The sequence below is a fragment of the Streptomyces sp. NBC_00554 genome (genome assembly GCF_041431135.1).
GTDB lineage: Bacteria > Actinomycetota > Actinomycetes > Streptomycetales > Streptomycetaceae > Streptomyces.
Map to the genome: position 1 here is coordinate 3,678,385 of NZ_CP107799.1, position 16,689 is coordinate 3,695,073.

Below are 16,689 nucleotides of genomic sequence, written 5' to 3' on the forward strand. Positions count from 1 at the left end.
ACGTGCCGGCACGGCTTCAGCGGTGCCGGCCATGACGGCCACGGCGGGGCGCGGTATTGCGTACGGGGTCAGCCCTGCGCGCGGGCGGGCAGCCGCCATCCAGCGCGCGGGAAGTGGCAGGTGTAGCCCTCCGGGTAACGCTCCAGGTAGTCCTGGTGCTCGGGCTCGGCCTCCCAGAAGGGGCCGACCGGCTCGACCTCGGTGACGACCTTGTCCGGCCACAGTCCGGAGGCGTCCACGTCCGCGATCGTGTCCTCGGCGGTCCGCTTCTGCTCGTCGTCCACGTAGTAGATCGCCGAGCGGTAGCTGAGGCCGATGTCGTTGCCCTGACGGTTCTTGGTGCTCGGGTCGTGGATCTGGAAGAAGAACTCCAGGATCGCGCGGAAGTCGGTCTTCTCGGGGTCGAAAAGGATCTCGATGGCCTCCGCGTGCGTGCCGTGGTTCCGGTAGGTCGCGTTCGGCACGTCACCCCCGGTGTATCCGACCCGGGTCGCCGTAACTCCCGGAAGCCGGCGGATCAGGTCCTGCATCCCCCAGAAACATCCACCCGCCAGCACGGCCCTCTGCGTCTGCGCAGCCATTGCGGCCCTCCAATTCCTGTCAGCTAGGTCACTCGGGCTGCCCGGCTCGCCCACCACCGGCATCTCATACCCACTCCCCACAACGCACGAGGGTTCCTGGCGATTCCGTGCACGCCCAACCCGACCCCGCGGCCGACACCCCCGTCACGAAGCCAGTCGAAAACCGATGGCTGCCCCCACCCGACGGGCACCACGCTGTACGCCATGGAACAACCGCAACGCACGATCCGAGCACTCCACACGGCATCCACGATCACGGTCTACCAGGCGTATTCCCCGGCCATTGGCCTGCCAGCGGTGCGCGAGGGCCGTTTTCCCGCCATGTGGAAGCGGGACCGGATGACGTGGATCATCAAGCAGCGTTGGCAGACCGTATCCGTCGCTCGACGGGTTCGTGCACGCCCTTCCTTCGATCAAGTGTCGGCGTACATGCCGAAGTGTCAGGCAGGTGCATGGCGCCGCGCCGCACACGATGACGATCCCGCGCCCCGTGCTACCGCTCCGGCGGTACGGCCAGCGTAGGAAGGTCCAGAGCGCGGGCGAGGGCGGCTGTGACGGCAGAGCAGTGGTCCGGCAACTGCTTGGAGGCCCAATCGGCTGCCAGCGCGAGAAAGTCGACCAGGTCGCGCTCGGCTCCGGTAAGCAGGAGACGGAGCTCAGTGGTGGGCAGCTCAATCACCGGGCTGTCGCTCTGCTCAGCATTCACGGTGAGCCGGACGATGCTGCCGAAGCGCTCCGCAATCGGTGACACAGGGTCGTGGCCGAACCCGAGCAGGCCGCCGTCGTCGACGAGCCGCTGCCAGTCGCGCCAGTCCTCCAGCCCATCGCAGCAACCGGGCAGGAAGGTGACGCCCGTGGAGTTGTCGGTGACCCGCAGACCGCCGGCCACGAACAGACAGTCGAAGGTCAGCAGTCCATGAAGGAACGAGTGGAGTGCGGCGACCGGCCGAGGCGGACGATCACCGTCAGGGTCGACGTCATTGCAACCGGCAATGCGCATCACCGCTGTCCCGACCTCAGCAGGTGACAGCTCGCCGCTGAGCGGCAGGAAACCGAACGACTCGAACTCAGCGACAGGCCAGAGGTCGAAGCTGTCAGTAGTCGTCATCTCCAAGACGGGCTGCATCACGATCACCTGGCGCAGTGTTCCGCATCCTCCGCCCGTCGCGCTTCCCGGTTACGCCGAGCCCGCTCGCACAAGCGCGGGTCACCGGTCCTGCCCATGCTGACGCTGAGCCCCGGAATGATCTCCGTGCTTCCCATGCTGCTAGTGGAAGACCACGAGGACTCACGCCCCGGGAGCAGGAGCCACCTTCTCGAACACTTGCCACAGAAAGGTCTGTGAACACGGCTTGACCTGAGTCATGAAGCAGCGTTCACAGACTCCAGCGCGGTCGACCGGGGAAAGGGGGCCCGGGCGGCTCTCAGAGGCCGGCTGGGTGGCTGGAGAGCCAGTCCGTGTGTCGGTCACGCACACCGTCACGTTCTGCCGGCGTGGCAAGGATGACGTCTGCGCCACCGTCGTAGGGGTGGTGGATGCGTCGCAGTTCCACGTCGGCGATGAAGACTTCGCCGAGCGCCTCGTCCGCGACGGCTCGCAACAGCCCGTCGATGCAGCCGCGGTTCCACCGGCGCCGATCGGCGTACAGCCGTGTGTGGGTGTGGAACTCCGGGTCGGGGTCGTCCTGGTCCGACTCGGTCCACCAGCGGATGCCGTCGGGGTGCAGCATCGGTCGTGGCGTCGGGTAGCCCGCGGGCCCGGTCGGTGTGTCCGACCAGTCCATGGTCACCACGAACACATCCTTGGCCGCGAACAACTCGTCCAGGATCGTGTTGTACCGGTCCAGCACGATCGCGTACTCGTCCTCGGACTCGGGGTAGCGCTTCGAGCCGGGGAGGCTGTGGAAGCGCACCCAGCGATCCGCGTACCTGGTGCGGAACGTGTGAGCGACGGGAGGGCCCGACGGATGCCGTTCCCTCCACAAAGCCGCCAGGAGAGCAGGGTCGACGGCGAAACTCACCCCTTGGTTGGAGCCACACCGATGGGACAGGAAACGCCGGTTCACCGTGGCCGTTGATGTTGCGGTCAAGATACTGCTGGTAGTAGCCGTCCGCCGGTTAGAACGTACAGCCCGCCAAGCAAGGCAGGCGCCCACCCCGATCACGGTGGATGCGAGCTGCGCCTGCGCGGTGGACCGGGTCACCTTCGGGATCGGCCTGCTGGGGCGTGGATCATGGTCCCGTGATGAAGTGGACGAAGGAGACGCCTCCGGTCGGGCAGTCCGAGCATGAGCCGGAACTCTCCGCCTACCAGCGGGCGATGCGCAACCGGCTTCTCGCGGCCCCTGTGGTGCCCGCGCCCGAACCCTGGCGGCCCGTCTTCGAGTACGAGTACGGCGTCCCTGTCGGCGGACTGCTCGGGATCGGCTTCGCGACGGACCCCGATACCGGCCACGATCTGGTGATGGTCGTCTCGCACGACGGGCACGGTCTCTTCGACGCCGTCACCGGCGAGAAGATCGCAAGGGACCGCGACCCGGCTCCCGAGGACAGCACCCCCGACGCAGTCGCCGACTTGTCCTGCCCCGGGCTGGGGCCGACCACCGGAAGCCGCGTACGCATCGCCGGGCTCTTCGGCGGCGGGCTGCACACCACCACCGAGGACGGCTGGACCCTGGAAGTCGTCACCCCGGCCTGGCCGAACGATCGGGTCCTGCTGTCAGTCGACGGCGGGCTCCCCCACGCGGGCCCGCACGGAGAGGAGTGGTGGCACATCTTCCACTCGAACTACTCCACATTCCGCGCAGCCGGCTTCTCCCCCTCCGGCCGAACGATCGCCGTGGCGACGAGCAGTGACCTCACCCTGTGGACCCGTGGGACGAACACCAGCACCGGCCACTTCGGCAGTGCCGAGACCTGACAGCAACGACGCCAGCGGGGCCGTACCGTGCCAACCGTCGAACCGGATCCAGTCCACCGCTGCATCGGCCAACTCCGGATCAGCGAGTAACCAGCGTCGATGCAAAGGTCTTTGAGCACGGCTTGACATGAGTCATCAGGCGGCGTTCACAGATCCTTTCAAGAGAGGTGTAGCAACAGAGGTGAGCGCGCCGAGCATGCATAACTTGGCGCACGCCGCGGTGTGTTGCGGCACTTTGACGTGATCGACGAAGGTCCGTCCAAGCCGGATCGACAGTGTTCCGCCCCTGACGTTCGCGGCAACCAGACGCAGCCTGATCAGCGCATACACTGCGTGGCATTCGATGTCTTGTGACGGGGGTCCGTATGTCGTTCAACCGAGGCCGTTTCTCCCTGACCGTGGCCTCCGCCGGTGCTGTGTTTGCTCTTGTAGGTGGTTGTTCTTCAGCCACAGACAAAGCGGATGCCCGGTCCGGTGCGTCCTCCGATTCTTCGAGGTCACCGTCTGCGGCTGTGCAACCGCTGAGCGCCGCCGAGTTGATGGCAGCGCTACCACGAGACGGCAACTTGCCGGGTTACAGCGTCACCGGTACACCCAAGTCGAGCACCGACGGCAGCACGTCCGATCCCGATGTGAGGCCAGAGGCGTGCCGACCGCTCTGGGATGCTCGCGCCGGTGCTTCCGCCACTTCGGTTGCCAGGGCCTGGGTCTCAATATCCCCTTCCGAATTCACCCCGCCGACCGAGACCCTCACCTTCGCCAGCTATGACTCCGACAGTGCGGATGCGTATCTTGCTTCCCTCGACAAGGCTCTGGATGCTTGCCCGTCGCTGTCCTTCCTGAGCCGGTACGGCGATCGTGCGACGGCGGACATCGATCGAGTGGCGAGCCAGGTCACGCTGGGAGAGGCCTCGATGAGTTTCCGGATGCACTGGACTGCCACCCTGAACGGGTTCAAATCGGACACGTTTTCCTTGATCACAACTGTCCGCACAGGAAAAGCGACCGTTACCGCCGTGTCGGACATCAGCGTTGGTAGCCAGCTCTCGGCATCGAAGAAGCGCGCCTTCATGCCGAAGCTGGACCACGACATGCTGAAGTCTCAAGCCGAAGCTCTCCGTAAAGCACAGGTGCGCTGAGCGACCGGCGCGCGCTACTTGCCTCATGGCCGGGAATGGACACGCGCAGACTCACGCTCTCTGCGAGCAAGACATGAGGGAAAGGTCTGCCAACACGGCTTGACATGGGTCTCCAAGCCACGTTCGCAGACCTAATCCATGCTGCTGATGGCGTGGTTGGGAAGGCTTGCCGGGTACGGGTAGGGCCGTGAGCGGGACTGACAGCGTCCTTGCGCTGAGAGGGGCACGCCCTGCGACGTCAGTCGAACGCCACGACCAGGCGAACGCCGTCATCACCGAAGCGGCCGGCCAGAGCCTTCATCACGGCGAAGACATGTGGCCAGTGCGTTTCAGGACCCAGGACAGTGCCAACGGTCACCGGTTCGTATGCGCACATCACCTCGCCGGTGGTCCATTCCACGCGTCCCGTCGCACTGTGCACGCCCGCGGGCGGTACGCCTACCACGGCCAGGGCTTCAGACGGCCATGGATCGGACACGAACTGTCGATGCTGTACCGATGGCAGCGATTTCGTGTGCCAGGTCACTCGGCCGGTGAAGGGATCGGACGTGGTCGCGAAATCCAGCGAAGCAAGCTCCGCCCAGCTGACCCAGCTCGCGCTGTCCAGATCGCCCGCTGCGACCAAGGTCCCCAACTGCGAGCGCATCCCACTCGACAGATCAACGGGAAGGCCACGGTCCGGCGCGAGCGGTTGAAAGCCCGCGTAGTTGCGCACTCCAAAGAGACAGCCGAAGGCCGCGTAGTCGGTCTCGTCATACAGGGGCCAAAGATCCATGGCGGTCGCCCACGGCTCGCCGTCGTAATAGTCGCTGTCGACGCCGGGATGACGAAACTCGATGCCACCGTAAATGTCCGTACCCACAACGCCAGACCCTAACAACGGCAGTCTGGACAGACGCGCGATTATCGGCCGGTCAGCAACGGACTCGGCCCGTGTCGTGTCGCTATAGACGTGCAGGATGCAGTCTCTGAAGCAGCCCAGGGGCGCGCCCGCTCCGAAGGGGTGCAGGGGGAGCCCCAGATCCATCAGAAACAGCCTCTTTTCCTCCGTGAAGCGCAGAACCGGGCCACTGAGCGATCGCAATATGCCGCCTGTTCCATGGCCAGGAATGAACATCCGAAGGGCCGAGCTCTCGGCGAGAATGAGGCGGGGAAAGGGTTGTGAGCACGGCTTGACGTGGGTCACCAAGCCGTGTTGACCGACCCGTGTCTGTCGCCGCCGACAGGAGCGCCCCGGGGGAGCCTGCGCTGAACGGGTCAGAACGGAGGCTCGTCTATGAAGCCCCCGGTCCAGTCGCCGCCGCGGAGATGTTGAGTGCGTGCGGCAATGTCGGCGGCGGTCTCCAGTGCGGTGGTCTCGTATCCCCAGTTCCTGAGTGCGTCCAGGCAGCGGCTACGGCTGTAGCGGTCGGTGCTGTCAGTCAGGAGGCGACGGACGTGGCGTCCAACGTCGTCCCGGTGGCAGGTGAGGTCGGGATGCTCGATCAACGGGACGGCGGCAGTGACGGCGGCATCACGCACGTCTGTGTCTTCGTCACCCAGGAAGGGGGAAACGGCCCGATAGAACGCGGGGTGGTGGTCCCGAAAGGCGCGCATTTCGGGATAGTCGGCGAGGTAGTCGCCGTTGAAGCCGCGTCCGCCGATGGCAAGGCACTCGTCATCGGCATCGTAGGCAAGTGATCCGAGCCAATTCAGCAGGGTCGCACGGACTGGATTGCCCGTTTCCGGATCAGTCCGTCGGTCCGGTCCGACGGTCGTCGTGGAGGGGTGGGCAAGGACCGCGGCCACATAGCGGGCCACAGGGAGAGTGGCTTCGTAGAAGCTGTTCTGGTGGCATACCGGCTCCAGCTCGCTGATAGCCCTGATCTGGATCGCCGGGTTGAGGTCGAGAACGCGAGCCAGGGCGGCGGGGAGGAATCCGCCATCCCCTCTGGCCGTGCCGAGTGACGCCCAATCCGTGCCGTCCAGCAACGCCTGGTGGTGGGGTAGTCCATCGGAGGTGTAGCCGCCACTCTCCTGATTCTCGCTGGTCACGAGGCAAAGATTACGACGCTTGGCGCATCGCCCGGGCGTGCCTTGCGGCCGGCCACTGGGCAGTCTGGGCTCTGGTGCAAATGGTCTGTGAGCACGGCTTGACATGGGCCATCAAACCCACAGCAACGACAGCGTCGCTTAACGCTGACTGATCTCGTGTGATGGGTAGGTCGGTGGACGAAGCAATTAGGTGTGGTTGTGTGGTCAAGTCCAGCATGCTCGGCCCAACTAACCGAGCGCGCATTGTGCAGGTCTCGCGTCACTTGCGTGTTACTGAGGCTAGACCGCAGCTGTGGCCAACGCTCCCGGTCTGGCTGGCTGTGCATGGCACGAGGCCGCCCACTCGCCCAGAGCGTTCCCTAGCTCATTCGAGAGCTTAGCCAGGTAGTCGTCGGGGTTGTCGGCGGCGGTTCTCGCAGCTGCTTGCAGGCTCTCCATGGTCACCATCTCCATCTTCGGCCCGTGCACGAATTGCTTGACGCCGAAGTCCCCCAACCGCCCGATGATCTTTCCGATGAACTTGCCGATGCACCCTTTGACCTCTGGGCTGGGATCCCCATCCCAGATCGCGTAAAGGCGCACTGCCACCGACCGCAGAGCTCCTTCCTCGGCTGGGCCAGACATGGTCATTCTCACCAAGGCTTCAACGATCAGTAGTTTCGTTTTCGGGCTGAACGTTGGATCCCAGCAGCCGTCCACCACACGGGGCCAGTGCAGGGATTGGCAGGTGTCAAGTCTGGTCGCATTTCGGCAGAGCAGTTCTGCAGCGACAAGTCGTGCGCCGGGGGAGGCGGATCTGAGAGCCGCATCGATCACGAGGATGGCTGTTTCGTGCGAGACCCTGGGCGACCTTTCGTCTCCATCTCGAAGCTCGGGCCGGCTCCCATCGGGCTCGCAGGACCACAGATCCACAAGGAGAACCACCGCAAGCTCCGCCTGGTCAAGCCTTGTCAGCGCCAAGAGCCCCGAGGCCAATGCCGCTGGGTGCGCAGGCCCTGAATCACGGGGCGAGACGAGTTGCCCGGCACGCATCGCCGCGTCGAGCCGTAACTGCCGTTGCTGCTCGTCTTGTTCGTTCTCCAGTCGCCGTTCCGTCTGGAGGTTGATTCCGTATCCGATCAGCGACACCGATGCGGTGACCAGTACTCCGATGTACGTGAGGATGGCTGCCAGCTGTGACGAGTCGCCGGTGCCGAGGAGTTGGCCGTGCAGCAGCACGGCAGGCAAAAGAAGCGCAGCGAGCACGGTGCCGCACGATAGGAGAGTGATCGTCTTTGGTCTCTTGCTCACGACGAGCCTCCATCTCTGAGGCCACGAGCGATTCATGGTTCCTCATGATGGTGTGGACGAAACGTGACGCCCAGCAGAAGGTAGGAAATGCTCCGTTTCATCGGCTAGTGAGATCGACAATTGGTTCGCAACCAGCCACTTATTCGCCATTTCCGGAATCAGTGGCTCCACTAACAAAGAGTTTGTGAGCACGGCTTGGTCTGGATCATCAAGCCGCGTTCACAGACCTCATCCATACCCAGGCTGACCTACTCCACATCGATGCCGTAGTCCTGAACGAGTTCCTCCAGGCCACCCGTGTAGCCCTTGCCGCCAAGGACGAACTCCCAGTCTCCGCTGGCCCTTCGGCGGAAGGAACCGAGGACCAAGGCGGTTTCGAGCGGTCGGCCGTCAGAGACCTCAAGCCGTCCCAGCTCCGACATCACCGGATCGAGCAGCCGGATACAGGCATCCGTGAATCCCGAGAGATCCGCGTCCGGGTTGACCTCCGGATCGATGGCCGCCACCAGCACGAACCGATCAGCCTCCACCGGCAGCCCGTCGAAGGCGACACAGATCGCAGCCTTGTCAGGCGCCACCGCGGGAAGGGCACGCACGGAGCCGTCGGGAGTCTGTGGATTGTTGAAAAAGACGAAGTGATCGTCGCTGAGGACGCGATTGCCATGGCAGACGAGCGCGCACACGTCCAAGGCGACGCTTCCGGCCCACGACATTCCCAGCACGTTGTAGTCGTCGGGGAGCCGAGTGTTCGGGTCCGTCGGGGTCGGCTGCGGGAAGGCTTGACGACCACCCTCGCCCAATCGTCCGCGCAGTCCGTGACGATGCAACAGGTCGACGAGTTCCGTGCCCGAGATCAGCTCCAACGGCTTGCCGTTGGCGAAGGTATGTGAGCCGGGGCCGAACCCTGACGTCGTCACCAGGACGCCTTTGTTGGCGCCCGCACCCTGCGCAGTCCCGTACAAGTCACGCACGGCAGTGGGCGGCACCGTGTTGCGGTAGCGCTTCACCTGTACGACGATCTTGCCGCCTCGGATCGGTGTCGGATCCAGCGCGTCGACGTCCACACCTCCATCGCCTGAGCGCTGGGTCGTCACCGCCTGCATTCCCATGGCCCGGAAGAGATCAGCAACGAGATTCTCGAATTCCACCGGGTCCATGTCGTACAGGTCCGGTTCCTCGTCGCTGCCGTGGGCGACAACGCGGTTTCCGACGTCTTGTGGCCTGCGGCTCGGCCGTACCGGTGTGAGTTGGTCCGGCCTGGTTGAAAGCTGCCCTCTCAGGGCGCCGGCCAGACAACTCCCTGCATCCACCTGCGCCAAGTGCAAGTCACGAAACGAAGAGCGTGAGGCCATGACCGTCGCGAGGAAGATGTGGCCCGGTCGGCCCGTCGTGGGGTCATGTCCGTCAACGAACCCGTTCAGGGCCACTGACTCCAGCGCCCCTTGTTCGTCCGCGGCGAAGAGCTCGTGCAGGACAAGCAACATGCACTGCGCGAGCATCTCCTTGTACAGAGCCCGCCGCTGGCTTTCCGGGCGGGGGGTCTCCTTGTCCTGGTCGGTCCCGAACATGTACCGAACGGACTTGATCGCAGGGACGATGTCGTAGGAGGGCAACTCCCAGTCGAGCACCAGCTGTCGGGCAGCGGAGTCGTACGCGGCCGCTATCTGTCGTGGGAAGCCCTCAGGCCACGCCGTTGAGGAATAGAGAGCAGCTGAGAAGTACTCGACCGCGGAATCGGGATCTCGGCGCCTCACGCCTTCGGATATCGCGACCACGCCGGCGTTGTGCTCACGCACCTCGGCCAGCTGGGCGTCGACCCACTGTTGGTACTCACGCTGATACGAGGCCAGTTGCTGTTGACGGTGAGCCTCCGCTGCCTGTGCAGCCTGCAGGTCCCGCTCGAAACGCGCCCGCGCCTCGGCTTGAGCATGAGCCCGGCGACTCGCCGTCCAACCACTCTGCGTTTGGTACTGATTGACATCCGGCATGGGCAGCGGCTGCGCCAACGGACCTGGAGCGAAAGGCTGAACGACCTCGGCTCGCTTGAGCGAGGACGCCCTGAAAGCCGGAGCGTCGCAACCTGAAGCGAGAAGGCTTTGCAGTGCCGCTACCTCTGCGTCCAGCTCCTCCGTGCGACGCAACGCATCTGCCTGCCTGTACTCGCGATGGCTTTGGGCAGCTCGCCGCTGGTAAGCCCGCGCTTGCTGAGCTTCTTGTCTCCGCTGCCTGGTCTCGGCTTCCGACTGGCGCTGCTGCTGCCGTTGCACCTCAGCCCACGCGCCGACAAAACCGGTAGAACGACGACTCATTTGCTGCAGGCCCTCCCCAGGACATTGGCAGCCGAAAGACACTTCGGTTGTCCCCACAACCAACTGTGACGAGACGACTCTATCCAGCAACTGCCGCCGCGCATATGCATTCGCCAAAGGCTGGGTGGAGATCCGACTCTGCAGGTCAACTCATTGGACGCGCCTGAAGCTGCGGCACACGGCACTGTCCAAGTGGCCGCTCCTCGGACCGTCGAGTCCGCGAATGGATGACCAATCAGAGGCTGCCTGGTACTTCGGATGGATACCTCTTGGCTCTGCGGTGTCGCCGGCCCGAACCGCGGGCATGGAAAGCCCGCAACGACCCGCTGGGCGAGGAGCATGGGCATGCGGCGGCGGTCTCAGGCCCGCACAGGTGCGGGAGTCTCCTGCTTATTGGCTGCCATAGCGGTGCTCCTGGGCCCGGTATCAAGTGAGCCCCGCTGACAGACTCTGTCCGCACAGAGTCTGCGGACGCCTGAGTCGAACTGCTCCTCGACATCATGGCGCGCTACAACCTCATGGCGGGCTGCGGCCTTGTGAACGACGGCTCAGGACACCGCAGGCAATGAAGCGACGCAAGGGACCGCGGAGTTGGGGTCGAAGCCCGCGAACGCCAGCCCGATGACGAAGCCCGCCACCTCTTCCAGCTGGTGGGCGCGGTCCAGCGTCCCGAGTACCGCCGGTGTCCCGCCGACGCCACGCACCAGTTCGCCGACGGTGTGGAGTGCCGCCGTATCGTCGCCGCACATCGCGACGGTCACGCGGGTTCGGTCAGGGTCGGGAGAGCTCGTCCACTGGTCGGCGGGAAAGAGGTGGAACGCCTTCACGACGTGGGCGCCTGGGGCGAGTTCGGCGATCCGCCCCGCCATCGACTCGCCGGGTTCGGTGAGCAGAGTGCCGACACCGTGTGCGACGGCGTTCGTGGGATCGATCAACGGCGTCCCCTCGAGGACGCCGTCAGGCGCACCCGCCGATCGCAGCATGTCCTCGACGCCGTCCCATGACACGGCGAGCAGTACGGCATCGCGCCCGATGGCCACCTCGCGTGGCGCGACGGCGAGCACTCCGTGGCCCAGCCGCTCGGCAAGCTTCTCCGCCTTGAGCTGCGACCGTCCGCCGATCGCCACCTCGTGCCCCGCACGCGCCCAGCCCTCGCCCAGGGCCGCCGCCAGTGTCCCCGTTCCCAGGATCCCGATTCGCATCGTCGCTGCCTCTCAAGCAGTAGCAAGCAGTAGCCAGTAGGGCAGTTACGGTAAGGAAGGCGTTACGCACCGATCGGTGCGTAACCAACGCGCGAGGATGGGCGGCGAGATGACTGATCGCGAAGCCCACTGCTACGAGTTGGTCGCCGACTGCCGTCTGCGTGCGGCCACCGATCTCTTCGCCCACACCTGGGATCCCGTTGTGCTGGCGGCTCTTCGCACGGGACCGCGCCGACGCCGCGCACTGCGTACCGAGATCGGCGGCATCAGCGACAAGGTCCTGACCGATACCTTGCACCGCTTGCTCGCCGCCGGCCTGGTCGACCGTCACGCACACGCCGAGGCGCCACCTCGTGTCGAGTACGGCCTGACCAGTCTGGGACAGAGCCTCGTCGAGGGCCCGATGACGGCGCTCGGACGCTGGGCCGTCGAGCACGGCGACGAGCTTCTCGAAGCCCAGGAAAGCGCGGCACGGACGCCTGGATGACGTACCTCTCCCTGCCAACTGGGCCTGTCCGGTGGGGCCGTACGACACCACGCATACGCGGATGAGCGGCCGCACGACGCTACGCAGACGGGTGGACGGTACCCATCAGCGCCGCCGCCGCACTCGCCCGCGTTCCTTCGGCCGGTTCAGTGCCGCCGGCGAGATAGATCACGAGGGTCTGTTCCGGCTGTTCGGCCAGGTGGAAGGCGGTGTAGGCGTAGTCGACCGGTTCGCGGCCCGGGTGCCGTAGCCGTTTCCGTCCGCTGTGCCGGGGCTGCACCTCGTACTGGGCCCACCAGGCCCGTGCTTGCGGGCTGCCCTCGTGCAACTCTTCGATCAGCCGGGTGAAGCGCGGGTCGGTGGGATGGCGTCCGGCCAGTGTCCGGAGCCGGGCGAGCAGACCTCGGGCCTCCGGCTCCCAGTCGACCAGCACATCCCGGGCGACGGGCTCGAGGAAGACCCAGCGGACGAAGTTCGCCGGGCTGTCGTCCTCGGTGATGAGGTTCGGGAACAGCTGGTCGGCGGCCTGGTTGTGGCTGAGGACGTCGTAGTTGCCGTCGATGATGTACGCGGGGTGCGGCTGCAACAGGAGCGGGACGGCCGCCACTTCGGGTGTGAGGGGTTCGGATGCCTCGGCTTCCGCCGGTGGTGCGTGACCGGCGAGCTGGAGCAGATGCCCGCGCTCGTGCCGGTTCAGCCGCAGTACCGAGGCGAGGGACTCGAATACCTGCTCCGAGGCGCGGATCTCCCGCCCTTGCTCCAGGTACGTGTACCAGGTGGCGCTGATCCCGGCGAGCAGGGCGAGTTCCTCCCGCCGCAGCCCCGGCGTCCGGCGGCGACCGGTCCCCGGCAGGCCGACCTCGTCCGGAGTGACGCGCTCTCTGCGGCTGCGTAGGAACGCGGCCAGTTCCTGACGGCGGTCCGGCTGTTTCGGCATGGTGTGTGGCAGCCCTTATTCCAGGATAAATGCGCTCTGGATACCAGGCTAAACCCGCCGCACACTGGGTTCAAGTACAGAACACGACTCAAGGAGGAAGGCATCATGTCGGGAATCGACGGCAAGGTAGTGGCGATCACAGGGGCCAGCGGCGGCATCGGTGAGGCGACCGCGCTGCTGCTCGCCGAACGCGGCGCGCGACTCGTCCTCGGCGCACGCCGGACCGAGCGGCTGGAGGAACTGGTCGCCCGGATCGAGAAGGCGGGCGGCGAGGCCGTGCAGATCCGCACCGATGTGACCCGACGGGAGGACCTGCACGCCCTGGTCGCGGTCGCCCGTGAGCGCTTCGGCCGCCTCGACGTACTCGTCAGCAATGCCGGGCTCGGCACGATCTCGCCCCTCGACGATCTGCGCGTCGACGAATGGGACCGGATGGTCGACGTCAACGTGAAGGGTGTGCTGCACGGAATCGGTGCCGCGCTGCCGGTCTTCCGGGAGCAGGGCACGGGCCACTTCGTCACCGTCGCCTCCACGGCCGCGTTTCGCGTCGCGCCGGCCATGGCTGTCTACGCCGGTACGAAGGTCGCGGTCCGGGCCATCTGCGAAGGTCTGCGTCAGGAGTCGGGCGGCTCCATGCGGGTGACCACCGTCTCGCCCGGGGTGACCGCGACCGACTTCGCCGAGGCGTCGACCAACAGCGAGGTCCGCGCCGACATCACGAAGATGCGGGACGACATCGCGATCCCGCCGGAAGCGATCGCCCGGGCCATCGCCTTCGCCATCGAACAGCCCGACACCGTGGACGTGAACGAGATCGTCGTACGCCCCGCCGCCCAGAGCTGACCTCCCGCGCCCCTCGGATACGGCCGACCCGCCGACACCCGCGGCGCAGCCCCGCGAGTCACGCGACCGCCCCGGCTCACCGGGACGAGCGCTTCCCGCCCGATCGGTGGCCAAGGCAGACGGCTGATCCTCTGATTCGGAGACTCGCCGGACCTACCATTGCGGCATGCCCCTCGATCTCTTCGCAGGCATCCCGGTCACCGACTACACGGCGGCACTGGCCTGGTACGAACGGCTCCTCGGCTCCCCGCCGGCGTTCTTGCCGAACGACACGGAAGCCGTCTGGGAACTCGCGGAACATCGGTACGTGTACATCGAGCATCGCCCCGAGCAGGCCGGCAACGCCATGCACACCGTCCTCGTCGACGACCTCGACACCCGCGTCGCCGAGATCGCCGACCGTGGACTGAGGCCCACGAGCCGCGAGACCTACCCGGAAGGCATGCGCAAGATCACCTTCCACGACCCGGACGGCAACGAGTTCGGATTCGGCGGCGCTTCACACTGATCGCGGGTGAAGGGGACCGAGAAGGCAGCTCCGGTTGAGCGGTCGGATCACCGAACCGAACCGCGAGAAAGCATGGCGATGGACGAAGACGAAAGCCTGCGCCGCTACGGCCTGCACCCCGTCGGCGCGGACCTCGACGAAGTGCGAGGTCTGCTCACCGTACGAACCCTGCTGGAGAAGCGTGCGCAGGGCGACGGTGACACGGAGCTGATGAAGTTGTGCTGCGTGCAGCTGTTCAACGCCGGGGTTCTCGACGACGTGCTGCTCATCTGGCAGGCCAAGTCCGCAAGCATGGACGCAGGCTGCTCGATCGACATTCAGTTGCTGTGCGGAGGCGGTCTTGCCAGGACCAAGGCGTATCTGTCGAGCCAACGCCTGCCCGAAGCCGAAGCGGCACTGCAACGGCTGCTCCGCTGTGAAGCGGCCGGCGACTTCGAGGACTTCTCCGCCGCGAGTCACTCGGCCTGGTACGCCGCCTACTACGCGTCGTGACGCCTGACGCCGGGCTCCGGCAATTGCCGTCTCGTCTCACACGGCTGGGCAGGAGCCCCTCGAAATCGGCGAATTCCAGGGGCCCCTGCCGTTGATCCTTACCGCATCACTTGGCGGGCTTGTAGAACGCGTAGGTGGCGGTGTACGGGACGCTCGTCTGGTCGGTGCCGGTGCAGGCGGTGGCGGGGGCGACGCCGCCCTCGGTGTCGAGGCGCTGGATGTAGGAGACGCCTGCGAAGACCCCGGTGCCGCGGGTGGCGGTGGACTGCAGGAGGAGCTCGGGGATGGTGCCGGTCTTGGGGGAGGTGGCTATGGCGGCGGCGTTGACGGCGCTGCCGTCGACCGTGGACACCCAGACGGGGCCGCGGGAGTGCAGGGCGACCGGGCGGTGGGAGCGGTCCTTCTTGGCCCAGAGGGTCGCGGCGGGTTCCAGCAGCTTCCAGGCACCGTCGGTGCAGGTGTAGGTCTGGACGCCCGCGGCGGAGAAGACGCCGGTGAGCCTGTTGCCTTCCGGGACCTTCAGCGCGGCAGGGGCGTCCACGCCGGCGTGGGCGGGCTGCGCGGTTGCCGCCTGGCCGACCGTCGCGCCGAGGAGCGAGCCGACGGTCACGGTGGCGAGAGCTGTGGTGGTGAGGATCAGACGCTTGGCGAGCTTCATCGAGTTGGTCTCCAAAACGTTCTCTGAAACGTTCTCTGAACAAGATCGTGGGTGTGGACGCGGACGCCGTACGTTGTCCGCGTGCCGGAACAGCATGGTCCGCCGAGCCAGCGAAGCAGGAAAATATTCATGAATACTCGGCTCACGTAAGACTCTCGTAAGACAGTTGACGCGACGACAGATCCGGGATCATCCCGCCTCATGGGTACGCAGTGTCGCCGTAGGGCGTTCAGCTCGACCGGCCTTGCACGCAAAGGGAGTTGGCGCCGACGGACGTTTCCTATACTGACCGAATGATCACTGTTCCGCTCAGCGCGCTCGAGGTGGCCATGGTCCAGACGGGCGCCCGCGCGGAAGACACGCTACGAGACACCACCGAGTTCGCCCGACGCCTGGAGGATCTCGGTTACGGGCGGCTCTGGTACGCCGAGCATCACCACTCTCCGGCCATCGGAGCGTTCCCGCCCGTCGTACTGACCGCCCACGCGGCCGCGTTGACGTCGTCCATCCGGCTCGGCTCCGGGGGCGTGCTCGCGCCGAACCACGCCCCGATCATGCTGGCGGAGCAATTCGGCACGCTGGCCGCACTGCACGCCGGCCGGATCGACCTGGGCATCGGCCGTGGCCCGGGCACCTTCGACGACTCCACGGCGCGGGCGCTGCGCCGTGGGGCAGGTCCGACAACGGACGCCGAGTACCGCGACGACGTGTCGTCGATTCTGCGTTTCCTGGTGGACGAGATCGCGCTCGACCCGCTCCCGGAGCCGTGGCTGCTGTCCTCCAGCACCGCGGGCGCCGCGCTCGCCGCGGAACTCGGACTGCCGATCGCCTTCGCCCATCACATCCGGCCCGACAACACCCTTGCCGCGCTCAGCCACTACCGCGAGCGTTTCTCCCCCTCCCGCTGGTGCGAGCGCCCACGCGTGCTGCTCTGCGTGGAAACGGTCTGCGCCGAGACAGAGGAAGAGGCCGCCCGGCTCGCCGGCCCGATGGATGTCGTCAAGGCCGCACTCCTCAAGGGACAGGGCGACATCACCTTCCCCACGCCCGAAGAGGCAACCACCCACCCGTTCACCGCGGAAGAAGCGCGGACGCTGGCGGGCTTCCGTGCCCACCAGGCACTCGGTTCACCCGAAACCGTCGTGAAACAGCTGGCGACCCTGGTGGACGTGACCGGCGCGGACGAACTCATGCTGGTGACACCCGTCTACGTGCTGGCCGACCGATTGAGGTCGTACGAACTCGTCAAGCAGCGCGTCATGATGCCGACGGCGCCTTAGCGGCGCACA

17 protein-coding genes and 1 pseudogene are annotated in these 16,689 nt (G+C 66.0%); 8 read left to right on the plus strand and 10 right to left on the minus strand.

The window, feature by feature from the left end; translation table 11 throughout:
* Positions 1-68: 68 nt before the first annotated feature.
* Positions 69-581 carry a peptide-methionine (S)-S-oxide reductase MsrA gene (gene msrA / locus OG266_RS15835; RefSeq protein ID WP_371546302.1) on the minus strand — a complete coding sequence of 171 codons (513 nt, stop codon included), beginning with the start codon at positions 579-581 and terminating at the stop codon, positions 69-71.
* Between the two features lie 204 nt (positions 582-785).
* Here msrA and OG266_RS15840 point away from each other — a divergent pair.
* Positions 786-932 (plus strand): annotated as a pseudogene (locus tag OG266_RS15840) (DUF4291 family protein); the annotation flags it as partial.
* A gap of 142 nt (positions 933-1,074) precedes the next feature.
* Here OG266_RS15840 and OG266_RS15845 read toward each other — a convergent pair.
* Entirely contained in the window at positions 1,075-1,707 is a 633-nt protein-coding gene (locus tag OG266_RS15845; RefSeq protein WP_371552804.1) for a hypothetical protein, read from the minus strand.
* 298 nt (positions 1,708-2,005) lie between these two features.
* A complete protein-coding gene (locus OG266_RS15850) occupies positions 2,006-2,494 on the minus strand; it encodes a hypothetical protein (RefSeq protein WP_371546304.1) in 489 nt (162 codons plus the stop codon).
* A 332-nt stretch (positions 2,495-2,826) separates the two neighbouring features.
* On the opposite strand from OG266_RS15850, the gene OG266_RS15855 reads away from it, so the two are divergent.
* Together OG266_RS15855 and OG266_RS15860 are read left to right on the plus strand one after the other, a co-directional pair.
* Positions 2,827-3,501 (plus strand): hypothetical protein, encoded by a 675-nt coding sequence (locus OG266_RS15855; protein ID WP_371546306.1) that lies wholly within the window; start codon positions 2,827-2,829, stop codon positions 3,499-3,501.
* A gap of 512 nt (positions 3,502-4,013) precedes the next feature.
* Positions 4,014-4,640: a hypothetical protein gene (locus OG266_RS15860; RefSeq protein ID WP_371546308.1), complete on the plus strand. Its 627-nt coding sequence runs from the start codon at positions 4,014-4,016 to the stop codon at positions 4,638-4,640.
* Positions 4,641-4,878: 238 nt separating this feature from the next.
* Here OG266_RS15860 and OG266_RS15865 read toward each other — a convergent pair whose 3' ends face one another.
* The 5 genes from OG266_RS15865 to OG266_RS15885 form a co-directional block, all read right to left on the minus strand.
* Complete coding sequence (locus OG266_RS15865; RefSeq protein ID WP_371546309.1) at positions 4,879-5,826, minus strand: hypothetical protein; 948 nt, start codon at positions 5,824-5,826, stop codon at positions 4,879-4,881.
* A gap of 71 nt (positions 5,827-5,897) precedes the next feature.
* Complete coding sequence (locus OG266_RS15870; RefSeq protein ID WP_371546311.1) at positions 5,898-6,674, minus strand: hypothetical protein; 777 nt, start codon at positions 6,672-6,674, stop codon at positions 5,898-5,900.
* A gap of 279 nt (positions 6,675-6,953) precedes the next feature.
* A complete protein-coding gene (locus OG266_RS15875; RefSeq protein WP_371546313.1) occupies positions 6,954-7,964 on the minus strand; it encodes a hypothetical protein in 1,011 nt (336 codons plus the stop codon).
* A 248-nt stretch (positions 7,965-8,212) separates the two neighbouring features.
* Positions 8,213-10,273, minus strand: a complete 2,061-nt coding sequence (locus OG266_RS15880) for a restriction endonuclease (RefSeq protein WP_371546315.1) — start codon at positions 10,271-10,273, stop codon at positions 8,213-8,215.
* A gap of 548 nt (positions 10,274-10,821) precedes the next feature.
* Entirely contained in the window at positions 10,822-11,475 is a 654-nt protein-coding gene (locus OG266_RS15885; RefSeq protein WP_371546317.1) for an NADPH-dependent F420 reductase, read from the minus strand.
* 109 nt (positions 11,476-11,584) lie between these two features.
* Between OG266_RS15885 and OG266_RS15890 the strand changes: the two genes are divergently transcribed.
* Positions 11,585-11,962, plus strand: coding sequence for a helix-turn-helix domain-containing protein (locus OG266_RS15890; RefSeq protein WP_266455202.1), 378 nt, complete (start codon positions 11,585-11,587; stop codon positions 11,960-11,962).
* Positions 11,963-12,041: 79 nt separating this feature from the next.
* On the opposite strand, the gene OG266_RS15895 is transcribed toward OG266_RS15890, so the two are convergent.
* Positions 12,042-12,899: a helix-turn-helix transcriptional regulator gene (locus tag OG266_RS15895; RefSeq protein ID WP_371546319.1), complete on the minus strand. Its 858-nt coding sequence runs from the start codon at positions 12,897-12,899 to the stop codon at positions 12,042-12,044.
* Positions 12,900-13,004: 105 nt separating this feature from the next.
* Here OG266_RS15895 and OG266_RS15900 point away from each other — a divergent pair, with 105 nt between their 5' ends.
* The 3 genes from OG266_RS15900 (at position 13,005) to OG266_RS15910 (ending at position 14,742) form a co-directional block, all read left to right on the plus strand.
* Positions 13,005-13,742 (plus strand): SDR family oxidoreductase, encoded by a 738-nt coding sequence (locus OG266_RS15900; protein ID WP_266455208.1) that lies wholly within the window; start codon positions 13,005-13,007, stop codon positions 13,740-13,742.
* Positions 13,743-13,908: 166 nt separating this feature from the next.
* Positions 13,909-14,250, plus strand: coding sequence for a VOC family protein (locus tag OG266_RS15905; RefSeq protein ID WP_371546321.1), 342 nt, complete (start codon positions 13,909-13,911; stop codon positions 14,248-14,250).
* Positions 14,251-14,328: 78 nt separating this feature from the next.
* Positions 14,329-14,742 (plus strand): hypothetical protein, encoded by a 414-nt coding sequence (locus OG266_RS15910; RefSeq protein ID WP_371546323.1) that lies wholly within the window; start codon positions 14,329-14,331, stop codon positions 14,740-14,742.
* Between the two features lie 106 nt (positions 14,743-14,848).
* Here OG266_RS15910 and OG266_RS15915 read toward each other — a convergent pair whose 3' ends face one another.
* On the minus strand, positions 14,849-15,400 hold the full coding sequence (locus tag OG266_RS15915) for a DUF3455 domain-containing protein (RefSeq protein WP_329545786.1): 552 nt from the start codon (positions 15,398-15,400) through the stop codon (positions 14,849-14,851).
* A 293-nt stretch (positions 15,401-15,693) separates the two neighbouring features.
* Here OG266_RS15915 and OG266_RS15920 point away from each other — a divergent pair, with 293 nt between their 5' ends.
* A complete protein-coding gene (locus OG266_RS15920) occupies positions 15,694-16,680 on the plus strand; it encodes an LLM class flavin-dependent oxidoreductase (protein WP_371546326.1) in 987 nt (328 codons plus the stop codon).
* Positions 16,681-16,689 lie beyond the last annotated feature (9 nt).